Origin of the sequence: Pseudomonas sp. CDFA 610, from assembly GCF_021147865.1 — a bacterium.
GTDB classification, from domain to species: Bacteria; Pseudomonadota; Gammaproteobacteria; order Pseudomonadales; family Pseudomonadaceae; genus Aquipseudomonas; species Aquipseudomonas alliivorans.
In genome coordinates this window covers 151,932-173,869 of the sequence record NZ_JAGTPM010000007.1, presented here as the reverse complement: position 1 = coordinate 173,869, position 21,938 = coordinate 151,932, and the positions used below count along the sequence as shown (strand labels likewise).

At 54.7% G+C, this 21,938-nt stretch carries 19 protein-coding genes; 9 read left to right on the top strand and 10 right to left on the bottom strand.

Annotated features, from left to right (window positions below; all coding sequences use genetic code 11):
• The first annotated feature begins 98 nt into the window (after positions 1-98).
• Positions 99-950: an IclR family transcriptional regulator gene (locus KDX39_RS14665; RefSeq protein WP_231660865.1), complete on the top strand. Its 852-nt coding sequence runs from the start codon at positions 99-101 to the stop codon at positions 948-950.
• A 104-nt stretch (positions 951-1,054) separates the two neighbouring features.
• On the opposite strand, the gene KDX39_RS14660 is transcribed toward KDX39_RS14665, so the two are convergent.
• The 5 genes from KDX39_RS14660 to KDX39_RS14640 all read right to left on the bottom strand — a co-directional run bounded on the left by KDX39_RS14660 (position 1,055) and on the right by KDX39_RS14640 (position 3,914).
• Positions 1,055-2,017, bottom strand: coding sequence for a class I SAM-dependent methyltransferase (locus KDX39_RS14660; RefSeq protein WP_231660864.1), 963 nt, complete (start codon positions 2,015-2,017; stop codon positions 1,055-1,057).
• A 47-nt stretch (positions 2,018-2,064) separates the two neighbouring features.
• Positions 2,065-2,763: a YoaK family protein gene (locus KDX39_RS14655; protein ID WP_099227830.1), complete on the bottom strand. Its 699-nt coding sequence runs from the start codon at positions 2,761-2,763 to the stop codon at positions 2,065-2,067.
• 52 nt (positions 2,764-2,815) lie between these two features.
• Complete coding sequence (locus tag KDX39_RS14650; RefSeq protein WP_099227829.1) at positions 2,816-3,043, bottom strand: hypothetical protein; 228 nt, start codon at positions 3,041-3,043, stop codon at positions 2,816-2,818.
• Between the two features lie 131 nt (positions 3,044-3,174).
• On the bottom strand, positions 3,175-3,516 hold the full coding sequence (locus KDX39_RS14645; protein ID WP_099227828.1) for an FKBP-type peptidyl-prolyl cis-trans isomerase: 342 nt from the start codon (positions 3,514-3,516) through the stop codon (positions 3,175-3,177).
• Positions 3,517-3,635: 119 nt separating this feature from the next.
• On the bottom strand, positions 3,636-3,914 hold the full coding sequence (locus tag KDX39_RS14640; protein WP_099227827.1) for a hypothetical protein: 279 nt from the start codon (positions 3,912-3,914) through the stop codon (positions 3,636-3,638).
• Positions 3,915-4,563: 649 nt separating this feature from the next.
• Here KDX39_RS14640 and KDX39_RS14635 point away from each other — a divergent pair.
• Together KDX39_RS14635 and KDX39_RS14630 are read left to right on the top strand one after the other, a co-directional pair.
• Positions 4,564-6,132, top strand: coding sequence for a TerC family protein (locus KDX39_RS14635; protein ID WP_099227826.1), 1,569 nt, complete (start codon positions 4,564-4,566; stop codon positions 6,130-6,132).
• A gap of 157 nt (positions 6,133-6,289) precedes the next feature.
• Complete coding sequence (locus KDX39_RS14630) at positions 6,290-6,562, top strand: hypothetical protein (RefSeq protein ID WP_004886613.1); 273 nt, start codon at positions 6,290-6,292, stop codon at positions 6,560-6,562.
• Between the two features lie 109 nt (positions 6,563-6,671).
• Here KDX39_RS14630 and KDX39_RS14625 read toward each other — a convergent pair whose 3' ends face one another.
• The 5 genes from KDX39_RS14625 to KDX39_RS14605 all read right to left on the bottom strand — a co-directional run bounded on the left by KDX39_RS14625 (position 6,672) and on the right by KDX39_RS14605 (position 14,560).
• Positions 6,672-7,247: a GNAT family N-acetyltransferase gene (locus KDX39_RS14625; RefSeq protein ID WP_231660863.1), complete on the bottom strand. Its 576-nt coding sequence runs from the start codon at positions 7,245-7,247 to the stop codon at positions 6,672-6,674.
• 123 nt (positions 7,248-7,370) lie between these two features.
• Positions 7,371-8,615: a hypothetical protein gene (locus KDX39_RS14620; RefSeq protein WP_231660862.1), complete on the bottom strand. Its 1,245-nt coding sequence runs from the start codon at positions 8,613-8,615 to the stop codon at positions 7,371-7,373.
• Positions 8,612-11,884 (bottom strand): hypothetical protein, encoded by a 3,273-nt coding sequence (locus KDX39_RS14615; protein ID WP_231660861.1) that lies wholly within the window; start codon positions 11,882-11,884, stop codon positions 8,612-8,614. Before KDX39_RS14615 ends, KDX39_RS14620 begins: the two co-directional genes overlap by 4 nt.
• Positions 11,881-13,971 (bottom strand): type VI secretion system Vgr family protein, encoded by a 2,091-nt coding sequence (tssI, locus tag KDX39_RS14610; RefSeq protein ID WP_231660860.1) that lies wholly within the window; start codon positions 13,969-13,971, stop codon positions 11,881-11,883. Before tssI ends, KDX39_RS14615 begins: the two co-directional genes overlap by 4 nt.
• Before the next feature lie 61 nt (positions 13,972-14,032).
• Positions 14,033-14,560 carry an Hcp family type VI secretion system effector gene (locus KDX39_RS14605; RefSeq protein WP_184322532.1) on the bottom strand — a complete coding sequence of 176 codons (528 nt, stop codon included), beginning with the start codon at positions 14,558-14,560 and terminating at the stop codon, positions 14,033-14,035.
• 528 nt (positions 14,561-15,088) lie between these two features.
• Between KDX39_RS14605 and tssA the strand changes: the two genes are divergently transcribed.
• The 6 genes from tssA (at position 15,089) to tssG (ending at position 21,938) form a co-directional block, all read left to right on the top strand.
• Positions 15,089-16,636: a type VI secretion system protein TssA gene (gene tssA / locus KDX39_RS14600; RefSeq protein ID WP_231660859.1), complete on the top strand. Its 1,548-nt coding sequence runs from the start codon at positions 15,089-15,091 to the stop codon at positions 16,634-16,636.
• Between the two features lie 28 nt (positions 16,637-16,664).
• Entirely contained in the window at positions 16,665-17,162 is a 498-nt protein-coding gene (gene tssB, locus KDX39_RS14595) for a type VI secretion system contractile sheath small subunit (protein ID WP_231660858.1), read from the top strand.
• 28 nt (positions 17,163-17,190) lie between these two features.
• Entirely contained in the window at positions 17,191-18,666 is a 1,476-nt protein-coding gene (gene tssC / locus KDX39_RS14590; RefSeq protein ID WP_231660857.1) for a type VI secretion system contractile sheath large subunit, read from the top strand.
• Complete coding sequence (gene tssE / locus KDX39_RS14585; RefSeq protein WP_231660856.1) at positions 18,663-19,073, top strand: type VI secretion system baseplate subunit TssE; 411 nt, start codon at positions 18,663-18,665, stop codon at positions 19,071-19,073. The genes tssC and tssE overlap by 4 nt, the downstream gene beginning before the upstream one ends.
• A gap of 106 nt (positions 19,074-19,179) precedes the next feature.
• The gene (gene tssF, locus KDX39_RS14580; protein ID WP_231660855.1) at positions 19,180-20,967 is read left to right on the top strand and encodes a type VI secretion system baseplate subunit TssF; all 1,788 of its coding nucleotides are present in this window, start codon (positions 19,180-19,182) and stop codon (positions 20,965-20,967) included.
• Positions 20,931-21,938, top strand: a complete 1,008-nt coding sequence (gene tssG, locus KDX39_RS14575; protein WP_231660854.1) for a type VI secretion system baseplate subunit TssG — start codon at positions 20,931-20,933, stop codon at positions 21,936-21,938. Before tssF ends, tssG begins: the two co-directional genes overlap by 37 nt.

The window sequence follows — 21,938 nt, the reverse complement described above, 5'->3', positions numbered from 1 at the left end:
CTGTGGACTGAGAGTAGGACGAAGGCTAGGATGCGCTCAATGATGAATTTCACTGAACAACATCTTTTTTCAAATTTATTCATCAGATGGAAATTAATATGAATAATCAAAATAGTAATTCCACTGATCGGAATAATGAGCCGAGGGATGTTGGCGTTGGCGCAGTCTCACGCCTGTTCGCAGTATTGCGATGCCTGGGTGAGTGCGATGAAGGTGGTGAACGCGTGACACAACTGGCGCAGCGCGTCGGTCTGTCCCAGCCCACTACCCATCGGTTGCTGCGCAGCCTGATGGAAGAGGGCATGGTCGAACAGGATCTGCTCAGCAAGCGCTATCGACTGAGCATCGAGTTCTTCGCGCTGGCGGCCAAGGCAGGCAACACCAGTAACCTGCGGGATCTGGTCAGGCCCAGCCTGCTGCGTTTGTCCGCTTCGCTCGGAGACTCTCTGTTTCTATTGGCGCGTAGCGGCTTCGACGCCATCTGTCTGGATCGCAGCGAAGGACCCTATCCGATTCGCACGTTCACCGGCGATATCGGCGGGCGCGTAGCCTTGGGTGTAGGGCAGGGCAGTCTGGCCATTCTGGCGTTCCTGCCTGAAGACGAGCGCGAAACGGTGATCGCCTACAACCTGCCCAGACTCAAGGATTTTCATCTGTACGACGAAGTCTTCCTGCGCTCCGAAGTCGAGAACGTCAGACGCCTGGGTTATGCCGCGCGCAACACCGGCGCACTGCCGGGAATGGCCGGGCTGGCGGTACCCATTCTTGACCGTAACGGCCGTGCAGTCGCGGCGCTCAGTGTTGCGACTATCTCTGACCGTCTGGGGCCGGATCGGCTGACGACGGTGGTCGAATTGCTCAAGCGTGAAGCCTCGGCGGTCAGCGCGCGGATCAATCCATTCGATCCTTCATTGAGGCGCCCGAGTCAGGTCTTCGGGCAGGCCGAGTAGCAGGCAGTTTTCCGAAAGTGATTCGCGGCATTCCCGGGCAGAGCAGTCTGCTGGCTTTGAACGCAGCCATAGATGCCGCAAGGGCGGAGTGCGTTGAAAATCAGTCAGGCCCAGCCTGTCCGACTCAATCCTTCAGCCTTGAACACCAGCGCCTTCAAGCCACCGTCCACGCGTGAATCGGGAAACTCCGGTGGGTTTTCCAGGCGCTGCAGGTAGCGCAGGCAGGGTGCTTCGATGGCCGTGTGCTCAATCAGAAACTCAGGCCCTACCGCCGGATCGTTCATGCAGGCCAGCACCAGACCGTCCTCTTCGAGCAACTCCGGCAGACGCCGCAGGACGCGCTGGTAATCCTTGTCGAGCATGAAACTGCCTTTCTGGAAGGAGGGCGGGTCGATGATGATCAGATCATAAGGGCCTGAGCGTGTGACCTTGGCCCAGGACTTGAACAGATCGTGGCCCAGAAAGGTGACGCGGCTGAGGTCATGTTCGTTCAGGCGGTGGTTCTCGCGACCTCGATTGAGCGCTGCGCGTGCCATATCCAGATTCACGACATGGTCGGCACCACCGGCAATTGCCGCGACCGAAAAGCCGCAGGTGTAAGCGAACAGATTGAGAATGCGCTTACCCCGAGCCTGGGCCTGCACCCATTTCCGGCCGTAGCGCATGTCCAGAAACAGTCCGCTGTTCTGCTTCTTGCCGAAATCGACCTTGTAGCGCAAACCGTTTTCAGTGATGACCCACTCATCCACTTCGGTACCCGTCAGCCATTGGGTGGTGCTTTGCGGCAGGTAGCGATGTTGCAGCAGCAGGGTATGAGCCTGACTCTGTTGCCATTGCGGCGTTTCGATCAGCGCCAGCAGCAGACGATTCAGTTCGGCCAGCTCGGACTCCTGCGGCTCCTTGAACAGTGACACCAGCACCACGCCCTGCATCCAGTCGACAGTGATGTGCTCCAGTCCGGGCCAGATACGCCCGCGGCCATGGAACAACCGGCGTGTTTCAGTCGGGACGTGGCTCAGTGCGTTGAGCAGGTGTTCTTGCAGGATGGCGAGCGCTTCGGGATTCATGGGGCGGGGTCGGTCTGAAAAAGGCGCGTATGGTAAACCTATTTGCCTCAACGCGGCATGTAGAGGCGCTGCCATCGATGCGGAATGCCGAGCGAGACCAGTCCCAGCAATGCCGAGAGGCCGGCGCTGACCAGCAGGGCATTCAACCCGAGGCGACGTTCTATCAGCGCTCCGACGACTGCGCCGATGAACATGCCGAACCACGGAATCAACTGGGCCTGCCAGCCATTCCTTCGCTCCCCCATCAACCAGCGTCCCAGGCCACGTCCGAAGCGGGACAGGGCGCCGGTCACATAGGTCAGCCCCACCGACTGACCGTTTACCTGTTCAACCGCAGCGTTGAGCATGCCCATTGCCAGAATCGCCCAGACCAGCGCCAGCAGATTCTTCTCCATTGGCCAGGCAGCGGCTGCACACAGGAGTGTCGCGACAACCAGCAGCAGCGGCAACGCACGGCGGTTGCCCAGGCGGGCGATGACAATACCCAACGCGTTGCCCGCGATGAACACGCCGATAGCCAGGCTCAGGCGAGCGGTCATGCCCATGTCGCCTTCGCCCAGCGCCACCGCCAGTCGCGTGGTGTTGCCGCTCATGAAAGAGACAAAGTCGCCCGTTGCCATGAAGCCAATGGCGTCCGTCATACCCGCCAGAACCGAAAGACTGGCGGCCAGAGTCATGCCGACCCGGGTCCGCCGTTTCTGTAACGCCACGTATCGAAAACGTGCATGAGTGAACGCTGATGGCATCGACGGCTCTCTGGAACGTTTAGGACTGCGATATCAAAGGGCGTTCTGTGATTCAAGGTAGCTTGGCGCGTACGATTCTCTTCGATTTGACCTCATCGGCGTAGGCCTTGAGTTGGTCTGCGTCGCTGTAAAGACGATTGACCATCTGCAGAATGGCCGTGACATCGACCTCTTTCATCTGCGACGCAAGCTTGAGAATTTCATCTGCGGTGGTTTCGAGGTTGGTGGCCGTGCCCTTGAGGTGCTTTTTCAGCTCCTGGGTCGACTTGTTGAGCGCCATGGGTTGTCCTGTCAGAAGTCATTGAATTCCATACCCTGAGCATGGCTTTTTCTGCGTGCTCGCGCAATCCGGCAAACAAAGTGTGACCGGACACGCTGAAAAATAAACGCGCAACCCGGCCCGCTGTCCGTTCAGTCGTCGCGGGTCAGGACTTCCAACAGTTCAATCTCGAAAGTCAGGTCGGAGCCCGGCTGAATGTGAGCGCCCATTTTTCGGTCGCCGTAAGCGAGGTGAGCCGGGACGAACAACTTGCGACGCCCCCCGACTTGCATGCCCATCAAGCCCTGGTCCCAGCCTTTTATAACGCGCCCCGTACCGATCACGCACTGAAAAGGCTTGCCGCGCTCGTGGGAAGAGTCGAAGACCGTGCCGTCGGTCAGGGTGCCGGTGTAATGGGTGGTGATCAATGCGCCCTTGACCACGGCCTTGCCTTCGCCAATCTGCAGATCGGTTATGAGTAATTCGTCGTTCATTGCCAGACATCTCCTTGTGTATGCGGGCAGGTTTCTCGCAGAAACTCAAGCGTCTGACAAGCGTTTAAACGCAAACGGGGAAGCCTCAGCTTCCCCGTTCGATGTTGCACACAGGCTGCTTACAGATTCTGCGAGCTGACCACCATCGCTTGCGCGATATTGGCTTTCTGCTCCTGGGTAAAGCCGTCCCACACGTTGACCTTGGCGTAGTAGCCCAAACCGGCCAGGCAATACAGGCTCAAGGTCAAAATGATTGCGATGGAAACGAAGGTCCAGCGGCCTTCATCGTTTTCACGGGTGAAGTCGCGGGACTCGCTGTAATGCGACCCACGGGACAGAAGGCCGGAAGACAGGCGCTTGAGCCATTGGAACAGATGAACAACAACGATACGCAGCATGAAGCAAGATCCTCAGAGGTCAAAAAAACGCGTCGACTGCCATGCGTGCGACATTCTTTGGCCGCATGGCGTGCAAAAGCTGAAAACGAAAAAAGCCCGTCTATGACGGGCTTTCTTTTTATGATTCTTGTCAGGTGGCGTCAGGGATCAGCGAACAGCAGATCGGCCTGCGCAGGTGTGACGTTGTTGCAACATTTTAAAACAATTGCCCATCGCCATCTACCGTGCATCGGGCGTCGTCAGACAACTGGTCATGAATTTGGGTGCGACAAAACGTCGCTCGGAAGGGACTCGGACGATCAAGGCAGCCGTTTTTCCGTCAACTCTTGTAATACTTATTCGGCGCGCTAATCCGATCTGTGTATTGTAGGATCATCGCCCGTATTAAATTTCAGGACTGTATGAACACCCTCCAGGAACCTCCGAGTCGTTTTCCTTTTTCAGCATCGGGCTGTCCATTTGTCTGCACCCCATGCGGAATCAAGCCTGATTCAAGCCTCGCTTCATCCTCTCTTTTGCGTTCAAACCCTGCCCAAGGCTATACAGCCTGCTCGGATGCCTCTCTGCATTCGGTGCCGAATTTCCGTGCTCAGCGCAACGCATCAGGCGCTCCCGCCCAACATTCTGTTCAGAAGGCTGAATAATTACCATGGAATGGATTGCTGACCCGACGGCCTGGCTTGGCCTGCTGACCCTTATCATTCTGGAACTGGTACTGGGTATCGATAACCTGGTATTCATCGCCATCCTGGCCGACAAGCTTCCGCCTGCACAACGCGACAAGGCACGTGTGATCGGTCTGTCGCTGGCATTGATCATGCGCCTTGGCCTGCTGGCCAGTATTTCCTGGATGGTCACGCTGACCGAGCCCTTGTTCGACATTTTCGGCAAGACGTTCTCCGGCCGCGACCTGATCATGCTGTTCGGTGGTGTGTTCCTGCTGTTCAAGGCCACCATGGAATTGCACGAGCGACTGGAAGGCCACGTCAGTCAGAAAGCCGGCAATGCCGGATACGCGCTGTTCTGGCCTATCGTGGCGCAGATCGTGGTGCTTGATGCGGTGTTCTCGCTCGACGCTGTTATTACTGCGGTGGGCATGGTCGAGCACCTGTCGGTGATGATGATTGCGGTCATCTTCTCCATCGGCCTGATGATGATTGCGAGCAAACCGTTGACCAAGTTCGTCAACAGTCGCCCGACCGTCATCATGCTGTGCCTGGGCTTCCTGATGATGATCGGCTTCAGCCTGACCGCTGAGGGCCTGGGTTTCCACATTCCAAAAGGCTATCTGTATGCGGCCATCGGTTTCTCGATCCTGATCGAGGTGTTCAACCAGATCGCCCGCAAGCGCAGCAAGAAGTCCGCGCATGGTCATCTTCCACGCCGTGAGCGTGCTGCCCATGCGGTCATGCGCCTGCTGGGTGGTCGCAGGCTGGAATCGGGTGATGTCGACGAAGAAATCATTGAAATGATGGAGGGCGAGAGCGCCGAGCCAGTGTTCGACCGTCGCGAGCGCGTGATGATCAGCGGTGTTCTGCAGCTGGCAGAGCGTCCGATTCGTACCGTGATGACGCCGCGCGCCGAGATCGATTACATCGACCTGAGCGACGACGCTGACAAGATCCGCCTGAAATTGATGCACTCGTCCTATTCGCGCCTGCCATTGATCGGCGAGGGCGGCATTGATGAACCGCTGGGCTTCGTTCATAAGAAGGAACTGCTCAAGGAGTTGCTGTCCGGTAACGAGCCTGACCTGAAGCTGCTGTCGCGCAAGGCCATCAACCTGCTGGAGAACTTCACGATCCTCAATGCACTGGAACAGATGCGCAAGGAGTCGACCCACATCGCGTTCGTAGTCAATGAGTTCGGTGATTTTATCGGTGTGCTGAGCATGACCGACATTCTGGAGTCCATCGCCGGCCAGTTGCCTGACGCCAGCGAAGTGGAAGGTCCGGACATCGTGGCGCAGGGTGATGACTTCATTGTCTCGGGCGCGTTGAACCTGAGCCTGATCCGCGAGCGGACCGGTTTCCAGGCCAAGGCCACCGACGATTATCAGACACTGGCCGGGCTGGTCATGAGCCTGCTGGATCGTCTGCCCACTATGGGCGACAGCCTTCAGTGGCAGGGCTGGGATCTGAAAGTTGTCGGTGTGGAAGAGCGCCGTGTCACCCGTGTATTGCTGCAGCGTCAGCCGGAAGTCGGCGCTGGCAAATAGCGATACGGGACGTCAGTGATAAACGGGCCGAAAGGCCCGTTTTTCGTGGTGTTGCGGTTGGTCGTCCGGTCGCAACGAAGGCCTTTCAAGCGTGGTCTATCCTGCGACAACCACGTGGCTTCACCGTGCAGTCAGCCACTTCACAACGGAGACTGCCATGACTGCTGCCTTCATCTTCAACCCCAACCTGACCTACGACGTCATCTCCAGCCGCAAGCGCTATCCGGTATGGCGCATTCGTGAACGTAAGGTTTACGCCTACCTCGAACATGACCCGCGAAGGGACTGGAGTGGCGAAATAGGCACACTCAGCCTCGGGACCCCGCAACGTCTGGTCGACCATGACGGGCAGACCATCGCGTACATCGTGGGGACCGAAGTGCGTGACACCAAGGGACACCGTTTCTCGCTGAGTGAGGTCAAGGAATAGACCGTCAGACAATAAAGCTTCAAGGGATCAAACGCTGAGGGATGCAGGGAAGATGGCTCCCTTCAAGGTCGCAACCTGACCTGACGTGAGGGAGCCTGCACCAGACGGGCTATTTGCGGCGGGGGCGCGACACGACAGACTCGATGTTCTTGCGACCAATCAGCATGGGCCGCGCAGGTTCTTGAACCTCAGACGCTTCGCCCAACCATTTGAACATCACCAGACAATCCACCAGCCCCAGGCGGGCATGCCGATAAGCGTTGGGCAAGCGACCCACTGTTTCAAAACCGAGCTTGTGCCACAGCGCGACGGCCACTTCATTGGTGGCAACCACCGAATTGAACTGCATCGCCAGAAAGCCGCTGTCGCGCGCCAACTGCTGCGAGTGCTCACACATCAACCGCGCCACCCCACGACCCCGCGCTGCGTCCGTCACCATATAGCCACAGTTGCAGACATGACTTCCCGGACCCGCCGCGTTCGCCTTCAGGTAATAACTGCCCAGCAGCTGACCATCTTCTTCCGCAATCAGCGTGTGCAGGGGGAGCTTCATCCATACGTCACGAGCCTGTTCGAAGGTCAGCGTCGGGTCGTAGGCGTAGGTTTCCTGCGCCTGGACGACCGAATGGAAGGTCGGCCAGAAGTGGTCGAAGTCGTCTGGGGTCATGGGGCGGATGTGGATCATTTGGGGCCTTTAATGAAGGTATTTCGGGGCTGAGTGCGATGCAGAGCACCTTATTCGCTGGGTGGCGAGGGTGCAAGGGCAGCAGGTCATCTGCGGTGACTGCGGTTCGTCGCAATAAACCACTCACTGCGCCCCCTGATCCATTTGATACAAGAAGGAAAAATTGTCCGCCTTGGGGGAGATATCGATCCCTTCCGCTTCCAGAGATCGGTAGTAATCTTCAATGTTCAAGGTATCGCTTATTCGAGCCCTCACGACGCAAGGTGATTGCTGCCACGGGTAGCACTTCAATTGCTCCGTCAGCCGTTTTTCACCGGCTGCTTTCCAGCTCCTTATCGACTGGTCTCGCCATCGGCGTTCAGGTCGGCCGGTTCGTGCATCATAGGCTGCAGTTACCGGGTCCAGGTGCCGACTTTGCTCCAGTACTGGCAGGTCTGGCAGCGGGTGGGTAACGTCCATGTAACGCTGCAGGCTGTCCCAGAATGCCAATGCATTGACCTTGTCCAGCCCCAGCGCATGGACCTTGACGGCCAGGCAAAGCTTTTTGTTGGTGTAGCGGTGGTATAGCCATATGACATAGTCATGAGAACCATGGCCTGTCGGTATGGTCCTGAGTACCGGATCAAACTCCTCGAATGGTGCGACGAACAGTGTCCTGAAGCGTCGCTTGAAACGCACCATTCCATCGATGCGGTTGAATTCGCTGCCATCGTGTTTGCTGAACAGGCTGTAAAGGTGCAGCACGGCATCGCAACCTATGGCACCCATGAAGTAGAGGAACGTGCCGATCCAGAATGAGATATGCATTTCGGTCGTGCCCCAGAGGGTGCCGGTAACCCATAGAACGATACCTGAAAAAATTAGTAAGCCACTAAACTGCATGTAATGAATTTTATGGTTTCCTGACAGGGTCATTGCCAGTGAAAGTATCATCAGTAAGTTGGCGACTACGGCCATGAAAACAACCCACTCAACTCCTGGTTCTCCATATCCAGCTGCGGGCATGGCAGCTAAAAAGACGCCTAGGCCCCACGGCATCCATAAAAGCGAATAGCTCATTAATCGTGTTACAAAAAGCAAGTGCGGAAAGTTGCTCGAGTTTTGAAATCGCCAGCGTTTGTGGTTGCAGTAGATGTTTGGCTCAGGATCCGATGCGCTTTCTGAATGTAAGCGTTCATGCTCTTTTGCTTCCAGTTGAGTAGTTATTTCCATCGCAGGGTCTAGTCCTGCATAGTGTCCATATTTAATATGCATGGAGCAAAGCTCGTTGTCGCCTCTGGAAAATTCTTGTAATGATCGGGGCATCAGGTTGCTGTTGTCACTACGATAAGCGCTGGCGGCGTAGCCAGTCTCATTGCGGGAGGTCATAGGGTGATCTCATTTGTGTCGACTTGCCAATACCGAACTTCATCATCTGTAAAAGTAACTGTTGTAGGGCGACGATTGGCGGCTGTGAAGTTTGCCCACTTTGCTGGCGTTGGCTGTGGTAATACAAGCGGTGGGTCATGGGGGGCGGAATGAAGCTCAACTTGTAAGAGTGTCTTCACTCCTTCTGTCATCTGATACCGGTGGCGCTGTCTCATACTGAGAATAGGTGTTTCAAAAAAAGAAGGCAGCACATAGATCATACTGCTGGCATCCAACGCTATCGCCGCCAGCTTCGGAGAACCTGTGGCTTGTCTTCTGTATTGCCGGACGGCGAATGCCTGACCAGTATCTAAACTAGAGTAGAACTCTTCCCCAAACAGTTGAAGCTGCTGTTCGTCATGACCAAACATTGCCAGCAAAGGCGAGCTAACGATAACGACCCAGTCGCTGTCATTAAGAGCTTGCGTGTCGGGGCGGGTTGTTTGTGAATGGGGCGTGTAGGGCCTGGCTCGCAAACGCTTTTGATCGGCATGCTCTATGATTTGCATGTGCTCGGTCGTCGCCTGATCACGCCATTCCGCGAGTCTCATGGCTTTTACCTGCGGTTTGCCAATGATTCCCACTAGTTGCTGATAGGCAATGAGCGGATCTTTCAAATGTTTATATAGCTTGGCTTTTCCGGTTAACTCATCTTGTGTTTTCGAAAAATAGATGCCAAAAGGACCATTCCGGGTCACCAGCTCGGCATCGCTATCGGCAAGCAGGTTAGCGACGATGGCACCGCCCAGAGCGAGCACGACACCAATTATCAGGGCGTAAGGATTAATGGTTAGACCAAGCGCGTATGCGCCCCACGCCCCGGTGCCTGCCGTGACAGCTAAATAGGCCGCTGCTTGCAAGCCATTACCATCGCTGAAGGCTCTGTAAGCATCCCAAGCACTGATCGCTGCGCCAAACACGGTAGCAGCACTACCAATGCCTCTTAATAGGGACAGTTTGGAACTGCCGGTTTGCCGTCGAAGTCTAGCCGCCCAGGCAGTTGAAATTCGAGATACATCGATACTGGGTTTAATTAAATATTGTTCGGCCTTTGCACCGAATATCAGTTTGCTATGATTACCTATGGCTGCAATCAAATCAGCTATTGCACTGCCTACCCCAAAGTATCCTCTTAGGTTCTCCCCATTTTCGTCAAAATTTTTAGTGGCTTCCATCTGCACCATCAAATTATAAACCGCAAAACCCACCATCAGTGTAGGCACCACCTTGGTCGCTTCCAGTTTCTGGCCTGCTTCACTTAACGCAAGCCGAAAATCGCTGTAACGCGCCAGCTCCGGGTGATCTTTTGCCACAGCTATAACACTCAGGTTACGGGTCAGAGGCTTGTGAGTCTTGCTACCCTTGGGGCTCGTGCTGGCCAGCTTTTCTCCGCTGAGGCTGTGAAGTGAGGCGTAGCGGTAGTTTTTTCGAGTTAATGCCGAGCGTTCAACCTCGGTCAGGCCATTTCGCAAGCCACCACCCTTTACACCTATGACTACGTAATCTCGTTCCAGCGCCTCGCCGAACGTGATGAGGCGGATGCCGGCCATTTTTTTTGACAGGCTTGAAAGCGTATTGAAGGTTGGGGCAAACACCCGGTCGAGGCTTATGTTCGACGCGCTTTGTGACAGTCGGCTGATATGCGCAACGACACTGGCACCGAAAATATCCAGCAGATCGCCAATGAAGTAGGACAAACCTTTGCCTGCACCTGCCCAGTCCACATTCCCCATAAGCGGCGCGCTGAGCATAAGCGTGCTCAGGCCCATAGCTTCTTGTTCAGGAGTTTGATCACTGTCGCGTAGTGCCATTAGACGCCTGACCACTTCAGGGGGCTGCTCAGCGTTCTTGCACAGCAGCAATTCACCCAGAGGATGCTCTGCTTTCAACAATCCCTGTATCAAGCTATTAACGGCTTTGAGCAGCGGCTCGGACTCCTTATTGATGCACATGGCGTCTGCTCTGGTTGGCAGTTGGTTCAGCACATCCAACACCTCGGCCATCAAGCTGTAAGGCTCCAACAGGGCTTCATCCTGACGATGTGTCCAGTCCAGTAGAACATTAGGCGTTTTTTTGTCGAGCAGACCAATCAGGCGTTCAAGGTGCGCAGCTATGCGGGTACGGCAGTTTTTCCGGTCTTGTTCGAATACGGCTTCATGCAGCTTGGGTAAATCGATCTCATCCTTCAAACTCGACAAGGGGCCACCAAGCACGCTGTAAAGCACCTGTGCGTAACGTCCATAAGGTTGATGCAGCACCAGCGCGTTCAGGGTCTGCAGATAAGCCGCGTGATGTCGGATCTGCGAGGTGGCGTGGCGTACAGCAAACAATGGATCTTCCAGGATGACCCCAACGAGATGGTTATTGCTTCGCAAATTGTAAGCATCAAGCAGATCAACGCTTGACTCAGTCTCCGGTAGAGGCGGTGGGGGTGTTTGCTTGAGGTGTGTTGCTAATTCCTCCTGACGAACCTGCAAGCGCTTCATGAGCGTCGTTTCATCGAATATTGTGAATGCAGGAGTAAAATCCAGCGGATCTTCCAGTGCGCTTTCTATATTGAAGTCCCGGGCACGCAGACCGGATTTAAGGCGTGTCATAGGCAGGCTTGGGTTGGCCTGAGTGGTTTTCCACTGCTCGGATCCCACCACGGCCGTATCCCAGGCCCTTGCAATGTGCTGGCAGCGGGACTTGATATGAGCCGGGTCGCTTTCAAGCCACTTTATATACTCCCAAGTCCATGTCAGTTCGCTGTAGGCCATCATGAACTGGTCGGCAACAAATCGGCTCTGCAACAACATGGGTAGAAGAATGGCGTACTGCTTTACCCCTGCGGCTTCTCTCTGATCCGCTTCACCGTTACTCTCGGCTACGGCTCGCCAATGAGAAAGATCCACCTCGAACAGTTGTCCTTCGCCGTCTGCCTCAAGTTCTCTCCAGAGCACATTCTTCCAAAAAACATACACCCGGCCGCGTCGAGGAAAAGCCCCGCGAGGTGACTGTTGAGGCGCATCATAGCCAGGTAATCTGGCCAGCGGGACGATAGCGATAAGCGTGTTGCGCTGGATGTCCTCCTGTTCTTTCGTCGCTTGGGTGTCATTCAATAAGGGGATCTGCATTACACCGCCATCTTGACGCGGAATATGTAAGGCGAGACGTGCTCTTTGATCGTTAGGGTATTCGGTTCTCTTGCGTGTGCCGCGAAGGATTTCGCTGTCGCTGAACTCATTCATACATCGTCCTCTGGAGCCAGAATTTGCAGTTGGCTCCCCATGGCGGGATCTCCCCAGACATCAACGACGAGAGTGTCCAGAGCAGGCTGCTCTGTTTTCTCAGGTTTGGTATTTGCAGGCTTGGGACCTTTGGTATTGTTTCCAGATGCTGATGTATCAGCGGCCTTGGGTGTTTTAGGCAGCAACGCAGCGACCCCGGAGCCAACGCCCGGAGAGCCCTCGCTGTTCAGTCTTACCAACGGCCCGCTGACCGTCACCCCGCCCGGATCGATCTTGATAAAGCTGCCACCCACCTTGAGGGTGATTTCCAGCCCGGCCTCGATCACCACCTGGTCGCCCGCCTCGAAATGAATCTCATGGCCGACATCGGCCAGCAGGGCTTCGCCGACTTTGATGTGTTGTTTGCCGCTCACGGTCAGGTGATCATCCGTGCGCACTTCGGTCAGGCGGCTGCCGTCGACCGCGCGATGTTCCTCGGCCTTGAATTCGCTGTAGCTGTTGGCCTCGACCCGGTCGTGCCGCTCGTGGCCGACGCGAATCTTCTGGTCATGTTGAATGTTCTGGTCCCAGTCGCGCTGGGCGTGGACGTAGATCTGTTCCTGACCGGCGCGGTCCTCGATGCGCAGTTCGTTGGAGCCTTTGCCGCCGGGACTGCTCAGGGTCTTGAACACGCTGCGGGTCTGGTGGGCAGGCAGCGGGTAGGGCGGGGTGTGTTCGGCGTGGTACAGGCAGCCGCTGATCAAGGGGCGATCGGGGTCGCCCTCGATGAAAGTCACCAGCACTTCCATGCCGACCCTCGGGATGACCATGCCTCCGTAGCGGTCACCCGCCCAACTCGACGATACGCGCAGCCAGCAACTGCTCTGGTCCGTGACCTGACCTTCGCGATCCCAGTGGAACTGGACCTTGACCCGGCCGTGCCTGTCGCAATGAATCTCTTCGCCCGCAGGTCCGGTCACGACGGCTGTCTGGCTGCCGGCAATGCGCGGTTTGGGATGGCGCAGGGATGGACGAAACGGGACTGAACCGGGTATGGCCCTGAACGTGTTGCGATAGCCTTCGCGCAACTCGCCAACACCCGAAGGTTCGGTCGATGCGGCTTCTTCCAGCACCTGCGGCTGACGACCTTCATGCCGGATCTCGGTCAGCAGCCAGAGGGCGTTCCACGCCGCCTGAGGGTGCTCGCTCAGTGGCAGGAAATGTCCGCTGACCAGCCGTGGCTGATCGCTGTGCCCTTCGGCGAGCCGGTAATCGTGGCGATGGCGTTCCAGGGCGCGGGCGGCCAGATGGGTGCCGCGGTCGCGGTGGGTAAACAGGCCGGGGTAATCGTAATCCTCAAGGTCCGGCCGGGCATCGCCGGGTACCGCGCCCTGCATGGTCAGGCGCGGCTTTTCGAAATGGTAATCGCGGCGCGTGGTGCGACTCGGCCGGGTTTCAAGCCGCAGGTTGAAGCGCTGGACGACGGGCGTTTCGGCGACCATCGCGCTGTCTTGTCGATACACCACGGGCGCCAGTTTGGGAAACACTGCCTGATCTTCGCCGAACACCAGCAGGTGGGCAGCGGGGCTGTGTTCGAAGTGATAATGCAGGCCTTCTTCCTCGCACAGGCGCTGAATGAAGTGCAGGTCCGATTCGTGGTACTGCACGCAGTACTCACGCTCGGGATAGACGCTGGCGAGCTGGAAGCGATAGGTGGTGGCGAGCAGGCCATGCTCTTCCAGTATCAGGGCAATGATCTGCGGCACCGTACGGTGCTGAAAGATGCGTTGATTGGTGCGATGGCCGAGGCGGGCCAGGTGCGGGCGCAAGGTGATCGAGTAACGGGTCAGACGTTGCCCCGAATCGCCCTGGGCGATGCGGTCGATCAGACCGTGAATCCCGCCGTTGTCTGGCGCGAACTGTAAAAAGGCAGGACGGTTCAGCAGGCTTTCCAGATCCACGCAGGATGACTCGCTGACCAGTTCTACAGTAAAACCAAACGGCTGGCTGATCGCTTCCCGGCCGTTGAAGGCGAGTACCTGAAAGTCGTGATCGACGCCATCAAGGTTGAGCTTGAAATCATGTTTGCTTGAAGATTCAGACCTCATGGCTTATCCCATGTCGAAGTGAGGTAAAGAACCATCGACCCTTTCGGGTCGATGGTGTTAATTACTCAGCCTTTTCTTTCCCATGGGTGCGCCAGTCGTCAGAACCCGAGGTTCCGCACGTTTCATGAGTCCAAGTGATTTTCCGGTAGGCGAAATGCACGTCCTGAAGGTGAGTGAAGCTGGCCTTGGCAGGATCCTGGCAGTTGTGCATATAGTCCTTTATCTGGACGATGGTGGCGTCGGTCAAAAGAGTGGTGTAGTAAAGCTCCTGATTGCCGTTGACTGATGTGCGGTACCACTGGATCTTGACTTCACTCAAACACTCGCCCGACGTGAGTGCTGCCTGCAGCAACGGTGAGGCTTTATCGAAAATCTTCGTGATGCATAAAGGCTTGTGTATCCGCAGTCCGCTGGGTTGACCCGTCTGGGGGTCGCAAGGAATGACAACCTCATGGCTGAACGCTTGTACCAGAGCCTGATCTTCGTGACCTTCCTGGTAAATGTTTCCCACTGAATGCGCCGTGAATGCACCTTCAGTTATAAGCTTCTGTTTCACCCCTGTGATGGATATGTAAGCAGGTGTTGCCATTATAAATTCTCCTGATATTTGATTGGCCAGCTGGAATTCAACGTGCCGGCTATCAGGTGATTAACAAGAACTATGCCAATTAACTGTGTGCCCAGTATCTCAAGGCTTTGATTAAGCATGGATGAGTCTTCTTATTCGCAATCGGTATTTTTTTGCCGAAAAGTGCGCATGGCTTTGCGCACTTGGAGGATTTTCTGCGCAGTCATGTGGATACCTCGATATTTATTAGGTTAGAGCGGTTGGGTTTGGCGCAATGTTCGACGAAGGTGTGCAATAAACAGCACAGTTGATCAGGCGTCAAACAGTAGAAGTGCCTGACTCATGCGTGCGCGAACGTATTGTGTCAGCTCACAAATATCATCTGCTTTCGCTTCCTACATTAAGGCTGTGTGGCGTTGTAGGAAAATTCTGAAAAGTTGCTCCGCGGTATTGGATCGCTTGTTAAACGCAGTGTGAGCAGTTAGTGTTTGCGCCGTTGGCCAATATCTACCAGTGACGATACTTGACGCATAAAGGAGGTAACAGTAAATGACTCATTCGGATACATTGTCTGCACGTTACCTCCATCTGGCAAAAAGTCCTGTATCCAGTCATGGCTATGCGGGCAACGACGTCCGCTTTTCCGAGGAGTTTGAAGCCTTGGAAACACGACTGAATAGCGAGCAGTCGGTTCTGGGGGCTGGAAAGGTTGACTGGTTAAAGGTTCGTGAAGAAAGCGAAAAGATCCTGTGTGATCAGTCGAAAGATCTACGTGTTGCGAGTTGGTTGACATGGGCGCTTTATAAAGTTGAAGCGTTTCCAGGTTTATTGGCTGGCATCGGCATGCTGCGTTATCTCTGCGAACACCATTGGTCAGAGTTATATCCAGGTAAACACCGAACACGTATTGCCGCTTTTGCGTGGTTGCTGGCCAGGCTTGAGAAGGTTCTCGTCGACGATGTTTCAATAAAACAACAGCTTTTGTTGTTTCAGCGTTTATCAGGTCATCTTGATGGGCTCGATGAGTCGCTGAGGCGGCATCTGGGTGAAGAAGCACCATTGATCTTGCCGGCTCGCAGGCGATTGGCCCGAATGCTCCAGGCCGCCTCGCAACACGAAAGCAAGCCTACGATCACCGAGCAGGTCAAGGAGGTGGCTACCCAGTTTTTCAGCCAGCCTTCCGTGAATAATGACAAGGATGCCCGCAAGGCTCTTGGTACGCAGCAGGATTTAACCCAGTCACTGTGCGCCTGGTGGCTCAGGCAGAAAGCCACTGATGTGCGCGCGCTTCGTCTGAATCGTACGGTGCTCTGGCTTACGGTCGATACTGCCCCGGAGTGTAACTCCGAGCGCATAACAGCATTGCGTGGCTTGCCCATAGACCGATTGAGCAATTACAAAGAACGTTTTGAGCAAGGCAACTATGCGGACCTGATTGTGGACCTTGAGTCGAGCATCGCTCGTTCTCCCTTCTGGTTCGACGGTCAACGAAGGGTATGGGAATGTCTGCAGGGGCTCAACGCGGAACTCTCCATGCGTGAAGTGGAAGTTCATTTCGCTCTTTTTTTGCAGCGAGTACCTGGCATCACCGAATTGCGTTTCCATGACGGTATGCCCTTTGCCGATGATGAAACACAGAGTTGGATATCGACGCATGTGATGCCTCACGTATGTCCCGCTCAACCCGAATTTGTTCAGAGTAATAATGGCGTCCAGCCAGCCTGGAATGCTGTTCTGAATGAAATGATTCAGAGGCTGCACAAGGACGGTCTGAAGTTTGCGGTCAGGGAGTTGACCCGACACCTCATGAGCGCGACCAGTGAACGTGAGCGTTTTTTCTGGCAGTTCAGTATCGCTCGCCTCTGCCACCATGCAAAAAAATATGAGTTGGCCAAGGTGCAACTCGAACTGCTTGATCAAGAACTTGAGAGGAAGGGGCTTGAGACATGGGAGGCCGACGCGTTCCTGGACATTTCCCGACTTCTATACAGTTGTCACGATAAGCTTCCGCCTGACGGGATGTCACGAGTGAGCAAAGACGAAATCTACAGGCGGTTGTGCAAATATGATTTTGAAACCGTGCTGAATAAAATATAAGTGCTGTCATAAGCAAGGAGTGAATACCGTGGCAAAAGAAGGCTCTGTCGCGCCCAAGGAACGTATCAATGTCACTTTTAAACCGGCGACTGGTGACGCACAGGAAGAAATAGAACTTCCTTTCAAATTGTTGGTGTTGGGTGATTTTACTCAGCGTGCGGATGAGCGAAAGCTTGAGGTGCGCAAGTCGATCAGCGTTGATAAAAACAATTTTGATGACGTGCTTGCGAAACAGAATCTGAGGCTTTCACTGAGTGTTCCCAATCGTCTAGGGGATGAAGGCGAGACTGGAGAATTGGCGATCGATGTCAGCGTCAATGCGATGACTGACTTTAACCCGGCCAGCCTTGTGGAACAGATCCCGGAGCTCAGGAAACTCATGGAATTGCGTGACGCCTTGATGGCGCTCAAAGGTCCGTTGGGCAACGCACCTGCATTTCGCAAGGCGATTGAAAATGTGCTTGCAGACAAGGCTTCACGTGATCGGGTACTCGGTGAGTTGGGGCTCGATGCGGTAACGGAATGAAGTATCTGGAACGTCAGGAAGAAAATTTATGAGCACCATCGCTGCACAACAGGATAACCACGACAATGTCGAGTACGGCATTCTCGATCAGATCATCGCCGAGACCAGAATGTCTCCGGGCGATGAAGCCTATGCGATAGCAAAGCGTGGTGTTGCCGCTTTCATCGAGGAGTTACTGAAACCGCATAACAGCGCGGAGCCGGTAAAAAAAGCGCTTGTCGATCGAATGATTACCGAGATCGACGTGAAGTTGAGCCGGCAGATGGACGAGATCCTGCACCATTCCGAGTTTCAGTCGCTGGAGTCTTCGTGGCGTGGCTTGAAGTTGCTGATCGACCGAACGGATTTCCGGGAAAACATCAAGGTCGAGATGCTGAGTGTTTCAAAGCAGGATCTGTTCGATGACTTCGAAGATTCTCCAGAAGTGATGCAGTCCGGTCTTTACAAACACGTGTATACGGCGGAGTACGGTCAGTTCGGAGGAAATCCGGTAGGTGCGATCATCGCAAACTACTACTTTTCCCCCAGCGCTCCGGACGTCAAGACGATGCAGTACGTTTCCAGCGTAGCCTGCATGGCCCATGCGCCCTTCATTGCGGCCGCCGGGCCTCAGTTCTTTGGTCTTGAGCAATTCACCAGCCTGCCTGATCTCAAGGATCTGAAGGACCATTTCGAAGGTCCGCAGTTTGCCAAATGGCAGAGTTTTCGGCAGCAAGAGGACGCCCGATACTTCGCTTTGACGGTCCCTCGGTTTCTGCTGCGCAGCCCCTATGATCCCCAGGAAAACCCGGTCAAGACATTCTCCTACCGGGAAAACGTCGCGAATGCTCACGAGCATTATCTCTGGGGGAACACCGCCTATGCGTTTGCTACCCGGTTTACCGACAGTTTCGCCAAGTTTCGCTGGTGCCCCAATATCATCGGGCCGCAGAGCGGTGGAGCTGTTGAGGACCTCCCTCTGCATCATTTTGACAGTCTGGGTGAGATTGAAACCAAGGTGCCGACCGAAGTGCTGGTGTCCGACCGTCGAGAATATGAACTCGCAGAGGAGGGCTTCATTGCGTTGACGATGCGCAAGGGAAGTGACAATGCCGCTTTCTTCTCTGCCAGCTCCGTACAAAAGGCCAAGTTCTTCGGAAACAATCCGGAGGGTAAAGTGGCCGAGCTCAATTACAGGTTGGGTACTCAACTGCCTTACATGATGATCGTTAATCGCCTGGCCCACTACATCAAGGTGCTTCAGCGCGAACAGATCGGGTCATGGAAAGAGCGTACGGACCTTGAACTGCAACTCAACAAGTGGATACGGCAATACGTTTCTGATCAGGAAAATCCCGGGGCTGAGGTCCGCGGTCGACGACCGTTGCGTGCGGCGCAGATTACAGTGAGTGATGTTGAAGGCGACCCGGGTTGGTACAAGGTTGCTCTTAACGTGCGTCCGCATTTCAAGTACATGGGGGCCTCTTTTACATTGTCGCTGGTCGGAAAAATGGATAAGGAATGATCCGTTGCACGAGTCTGTTTGAACGGCTGGCCGGGGTACCTGAAAAGCGGCCCTGTTCAAACCGGGAAACTCAGCTTGTGACGTCGGTTGCCATTCATCTTTCAAGAATGTTGAGCACTCGGGCGGGTAGCGTTCAGACGCTGCCCGATTACGGTCTTCCGGATTTGAATGATCTGCGATTCAGCCTGAACGATGTGATGCGTAATTCCCGGAAGGCCATTGAAGATTTTATTTGCGCTTATGAGCCGCGGCTCATGAATGTTCGCGTTGTTTCCGAGTCGCGCGACGACGATGCGCTTGAACTTGGCTTCCACATCCAGGCGGTTGTGAATATCGACGGCGTGAATAAGGAGGTGCTTTTTCAAGCGGTGCTGAATGGCCGTGGGCGCGTCGATGTAAAGGTGTGATCAATCTGGGCGGGGCGGCATGCCAACGTGAACGTATACGTAAGGTATGTCGTTCCTTAATGCCTCTATTCACCGTTCTCGGTGAACTTGGAACAGGTAATGAACGTTGTCTTTCAATGACTACTATCAGGATGAACTTTCAGCCTTGCGTCAGCTGGGCCGTCGTTTTTCCGAGCGTAATCCTGCACTGGCGCCTTTTTTGGGCCAGGCGGGGCGTGATCCTGATGTCGAGCGACTGCTCGAGGGATTCGCGTTCCTGACAGGACGGCTGCGTCAGAAGCTGGACGATGAGTTGCCAGAGTTGACTCACTCATTAATGAATTTGCTCTGGCCCAATTATCTGCGACCGCTGCCGTCGGTGAGCATGCTTCAGTTCGAACCACTGCTTCGGTCCGGGCCCGCAGTGCTGGTTGATCGATCCACTCCTGTTGAAAGTGATCCGGTCGATGGGCGTGTCTGCCGTTTTCGCACGTGCTTCGCAACCGAGGTCTTGCCGCTTGAACTCAAGGAACTGCGTCACTCGTCGATCAGTGATGGAGCAACCCTGAAATTGTTTTTCGTCATGAGTTGCGAAGGTCACATTGGCGAACTGGAGTTGAAACGAGTAAGACTGCATCTTGCGGGTGATCGTTATGTCAGTCAGGCCTTGTATCTCGCGCTGATGCGCAAACTCGAGGGTGTCACTCTCAGCGTGCTCGATGCTGAGGGGCGTCTGATTGATGACGCTCATGGAAATACCATTGAACTTAATATTCCGGTCACTGAAGTGCAGCCAGTTGGCTTTGCTGAAGAAGAAGCATTGATACCTTATCCTTTTAATACATTCAGAGGTTACCGCTACCTGCAGGAATATTTTTTCTTTCAGGAAAAATTCATGTTTGTCGACGTCATGGGCTTGAGTGTTCTGAGTGCTTTGCCCGAATCTATTATCAAACATGCCCGTGGCATACAGTTGACCTTGAACATCAAGGGGGCTGAAATCCAGCGTCTTCGGCCCACCCTCGATCATGTAAAGCTGTACTGCACACCGATCGTGAATTTATTCAAACAGGATGCCTTGCCCATCCTGGTTGACGCCAAGCGAGATGATTATCTTCTCGTGCCGTCCAGAGATGATCTCAGCAGTTGTGCAGTGTATTCAGTGGACCGGGTAACCGGTTGGCAATCTGGCGGTCTTGGCTATCAGGACTATGCCTTGTTTGAATCTTTCGAACATGATTCAGGGCAAGGCTCGACGAAAAACAAGCCTTTCTACAGCGCTCGGCAGCGCCCCTCCATGCAATACGATGGCCTGGATACTTATTTAAGCTTTGATCATCGAAGTGTTGAATACCCCGAAACGGTATCCGTCGAGCTGAGCTGTACCAATCATGACCTTCCATTGCAGATCAAAGCCGGTGGTATCTGCAGGTCCTGTGACGGAACGCCGGATTTCCTTCGGTTCAAAAATATTACCCCGGCCACACCCAGCTATGCGCCTCCTGTCAGTCGCGATTTTCTATGGCGTGTGATCAGTAACATGTCGTTGAACTATCTGTCACTCGCCAATATCGACGCGTTGAAAGTTGTACTCGAAACTTATGATTTACCTCGCTATCACGATCAGCAAGCCGAACGGGCCAGTCGGCATCTTCTCAAGGGGCTTGAATCGATAAGCCATCGCCCCGCTGATCGACTTTACAAGGGGCGGCCTGTGCGGGGCGTCACGACAGAGTTGGTCATCAATCCCGACGGTTATGGGGGCGAAGGCACTCTTTTCTTGTTTGCATCAGTACTGAACGAGTTTTTCGCACTGTATGCCAGCCTCAACTCTTTCCATGAACTGAGTGTGAAAAGTACACACGGAGAATTTTACAAATGGACACCGCGCATGGGACTCCAGCCGCTTCTTTAGTTGCACTCAGTCACAGGATCCGTGAGTACTCCATTTATCAGGCGATCCCTCTGATCCTGGAGGTGCTTCGCGAGATTCACCCCAAGGCTGATGATGAGTCGCTGCATGACTTTCTTTTACTTCATGCGAACCCGGGCCTTGGCTTTCCCGGAAGCGATATCGAACGTCTTGAGCTGTTTGAATGGCGCGGGAAATTTCACGTGAGGTTATGCCTGAATGTTATCAGCCTGGTCGGCTCCGGTTCCCCGCTGCCAGCCTTCTACGGCGAGCAGGTGTTGGACGAGGAGGGTGACTTCAGCGTAACGCGCGATTTTCTTGATGTTTTTCATCATCGACTTCAGAAGCTCATGTTGCCTGTCTGGCGAAAGTACCGTTATCACGCGGTATTCGCTCACGGTGCGACCGATCGTTTTTCCGAGCATCTGTTTGCATTGATCGGGCTGGGTGGCGAAAGGATCAGGGAAGCTGCCGACCTGGACTGGAAGCGGCTCCTGCCTTACCTGGGGCTGCTCAGCTTGCGCGCGCACTCTGCGGCACTGATCGAATCGGTTCTGCGTTATTACTTCAACCATGCCGATTTCTTCATTGAGCAGTGTGCAGAGCGTGTCGTTCACATCACCCGTGAACAGCGCAACTTTCTGGGTAGAAACCATAGTCAGCTCGGTCAGGACGCCGTTCTTGGTGAGCGGATTCGAGACCGAAGCGGCAAGTTTCGCATCCACATCAGGCGACTGTGCTGGGACAGCTTTCACAAATTTCTTCCTCAGGGCGCCTCGAATCAGCCTCTCAGTGCTTTGGTGCGGTTCACGCAACGAGACTTTCTTGAGTACGACGTCTGTCTTGCCTTGCTGCGGGAGGAAATTCGGGCCCTGTGCATTGGTGAACAGAATACCTGCCGCCTCGGCTGGACCAGTTGGCTGGGGCATGAGCGTGCCGACGGTATGGTGACGCTTGGCCAGTCCATTCATTAA

Coding starts and splice junctions, on each gene's coding strand:
- KDX39_RS14640 (WP_099227827.1), bottom strand. CDS start 3,914: ATGCTGCGTATCGTTGTTGTTCATCTGTTCCAATGGCTCAAGCGCCTG.
- KDX39_RS14665 (WP_231660865.1), top strand. CDS start 99: ATGAATAATCAAAATAGTAATTCCACTGATCGGAATAATGAGCCGAGG.
- tssG (WP_231660854.1), top strand. CDS start 20,931: ATGGACACCGCGCATGGGACTCCAGCCGCTTCTTTAGTTGCACTCAGT.
- KDX39_RS14605 (WP_184322532.1), bottom strand. CDS start 14,560: ATGGCAACACCTGCTTACATATCCATCACAGGGGTGAAACAGAAGCTT.
- KDX39_RS14630 (WP_004886613.1), top strand. CDS start 6,290: ATGACTGCTGCCTTCATCTTCAACCCCAACCTGACCTACGACGTCATC.
- tssC (WP_231660857.1), top strand. CDS start 17,191: ATGAGCACCATCGCTGCACAACAGGATAACCACGACAATGTCGAGTAC.
- tssI (WP_231660860.1), bottom strand. CDS start 13,971: ATGAGGTCTGAATCTTCAAGCAAACATGATTTCAAGCTCAACCTTGAT.
- KDX39_RS14635 (WP_099227826.1), top strand. CDS start 4,564: ATGGAATGGATTGCTGACCCGACGGCCTGGCTTGGCCTGCTGACCCTT.
- KDX39_RS14645 (WP_099227828.1), bottom strand. CDS start 3,516: ATGAACGACGAATTACTCATAACCGATCTGCAGATTGGCGAAGGCAAG.
- tssA (WP_231660859.1), top strand. CDS start 15,089: ATGACTCATTCGGATACATTGTCTGCACGTTACCTCCATCTGGCAAAA.
- KDX39_RS14620 (WP_231660862.1), bottom strand. CDS start 8,615: ATGACCTCCCGCAATGAGACTGGCTACGCCGCCAGCGCTTATCGTAGT.
- KDX39_RS14655 (WP_099227830.1), bottom strand. CDS start 2,763: ATGCCATCAGCGTTCACTCATGCACGTTTTCGATACGTGGCGTTACAG.
- KDX39_RS14650 (WP_099227829.1), bottom strand. CDS start 3,043: ATGGCGCTCAACAAGTCGACCCAGGAGCTGAAAAAGCACCTCAAGGGC.
- KDX39_RS14625 (WP_231660863.1), bottom strand. CDS start 7,247: ATGATCCACATCCGCCCCATGACCCCAGACGACTTCGACCACTTCTGG.
- KDX39_RS14615 (WP_231660861.1), bottom strand. CDS start 11,884: ATGAATGAGTTCAGCGACAGCGAAATCCTTCGCGGCACACGCAAGAGA.
- KDX39_RS14660 (WP_231660864.1), bottom strand. CDS start 2,017: ATGAATCCCGAAGCGCTCGCCATCCTGCAAGAACACCTGCTCAACGCA.
- tssE (WP_231660856.1), top strand. CDS start 18,663: ATGATCCGTTGCACGAGTCTGTTTGAACGGCTGGCCGGGGTACCTGAA.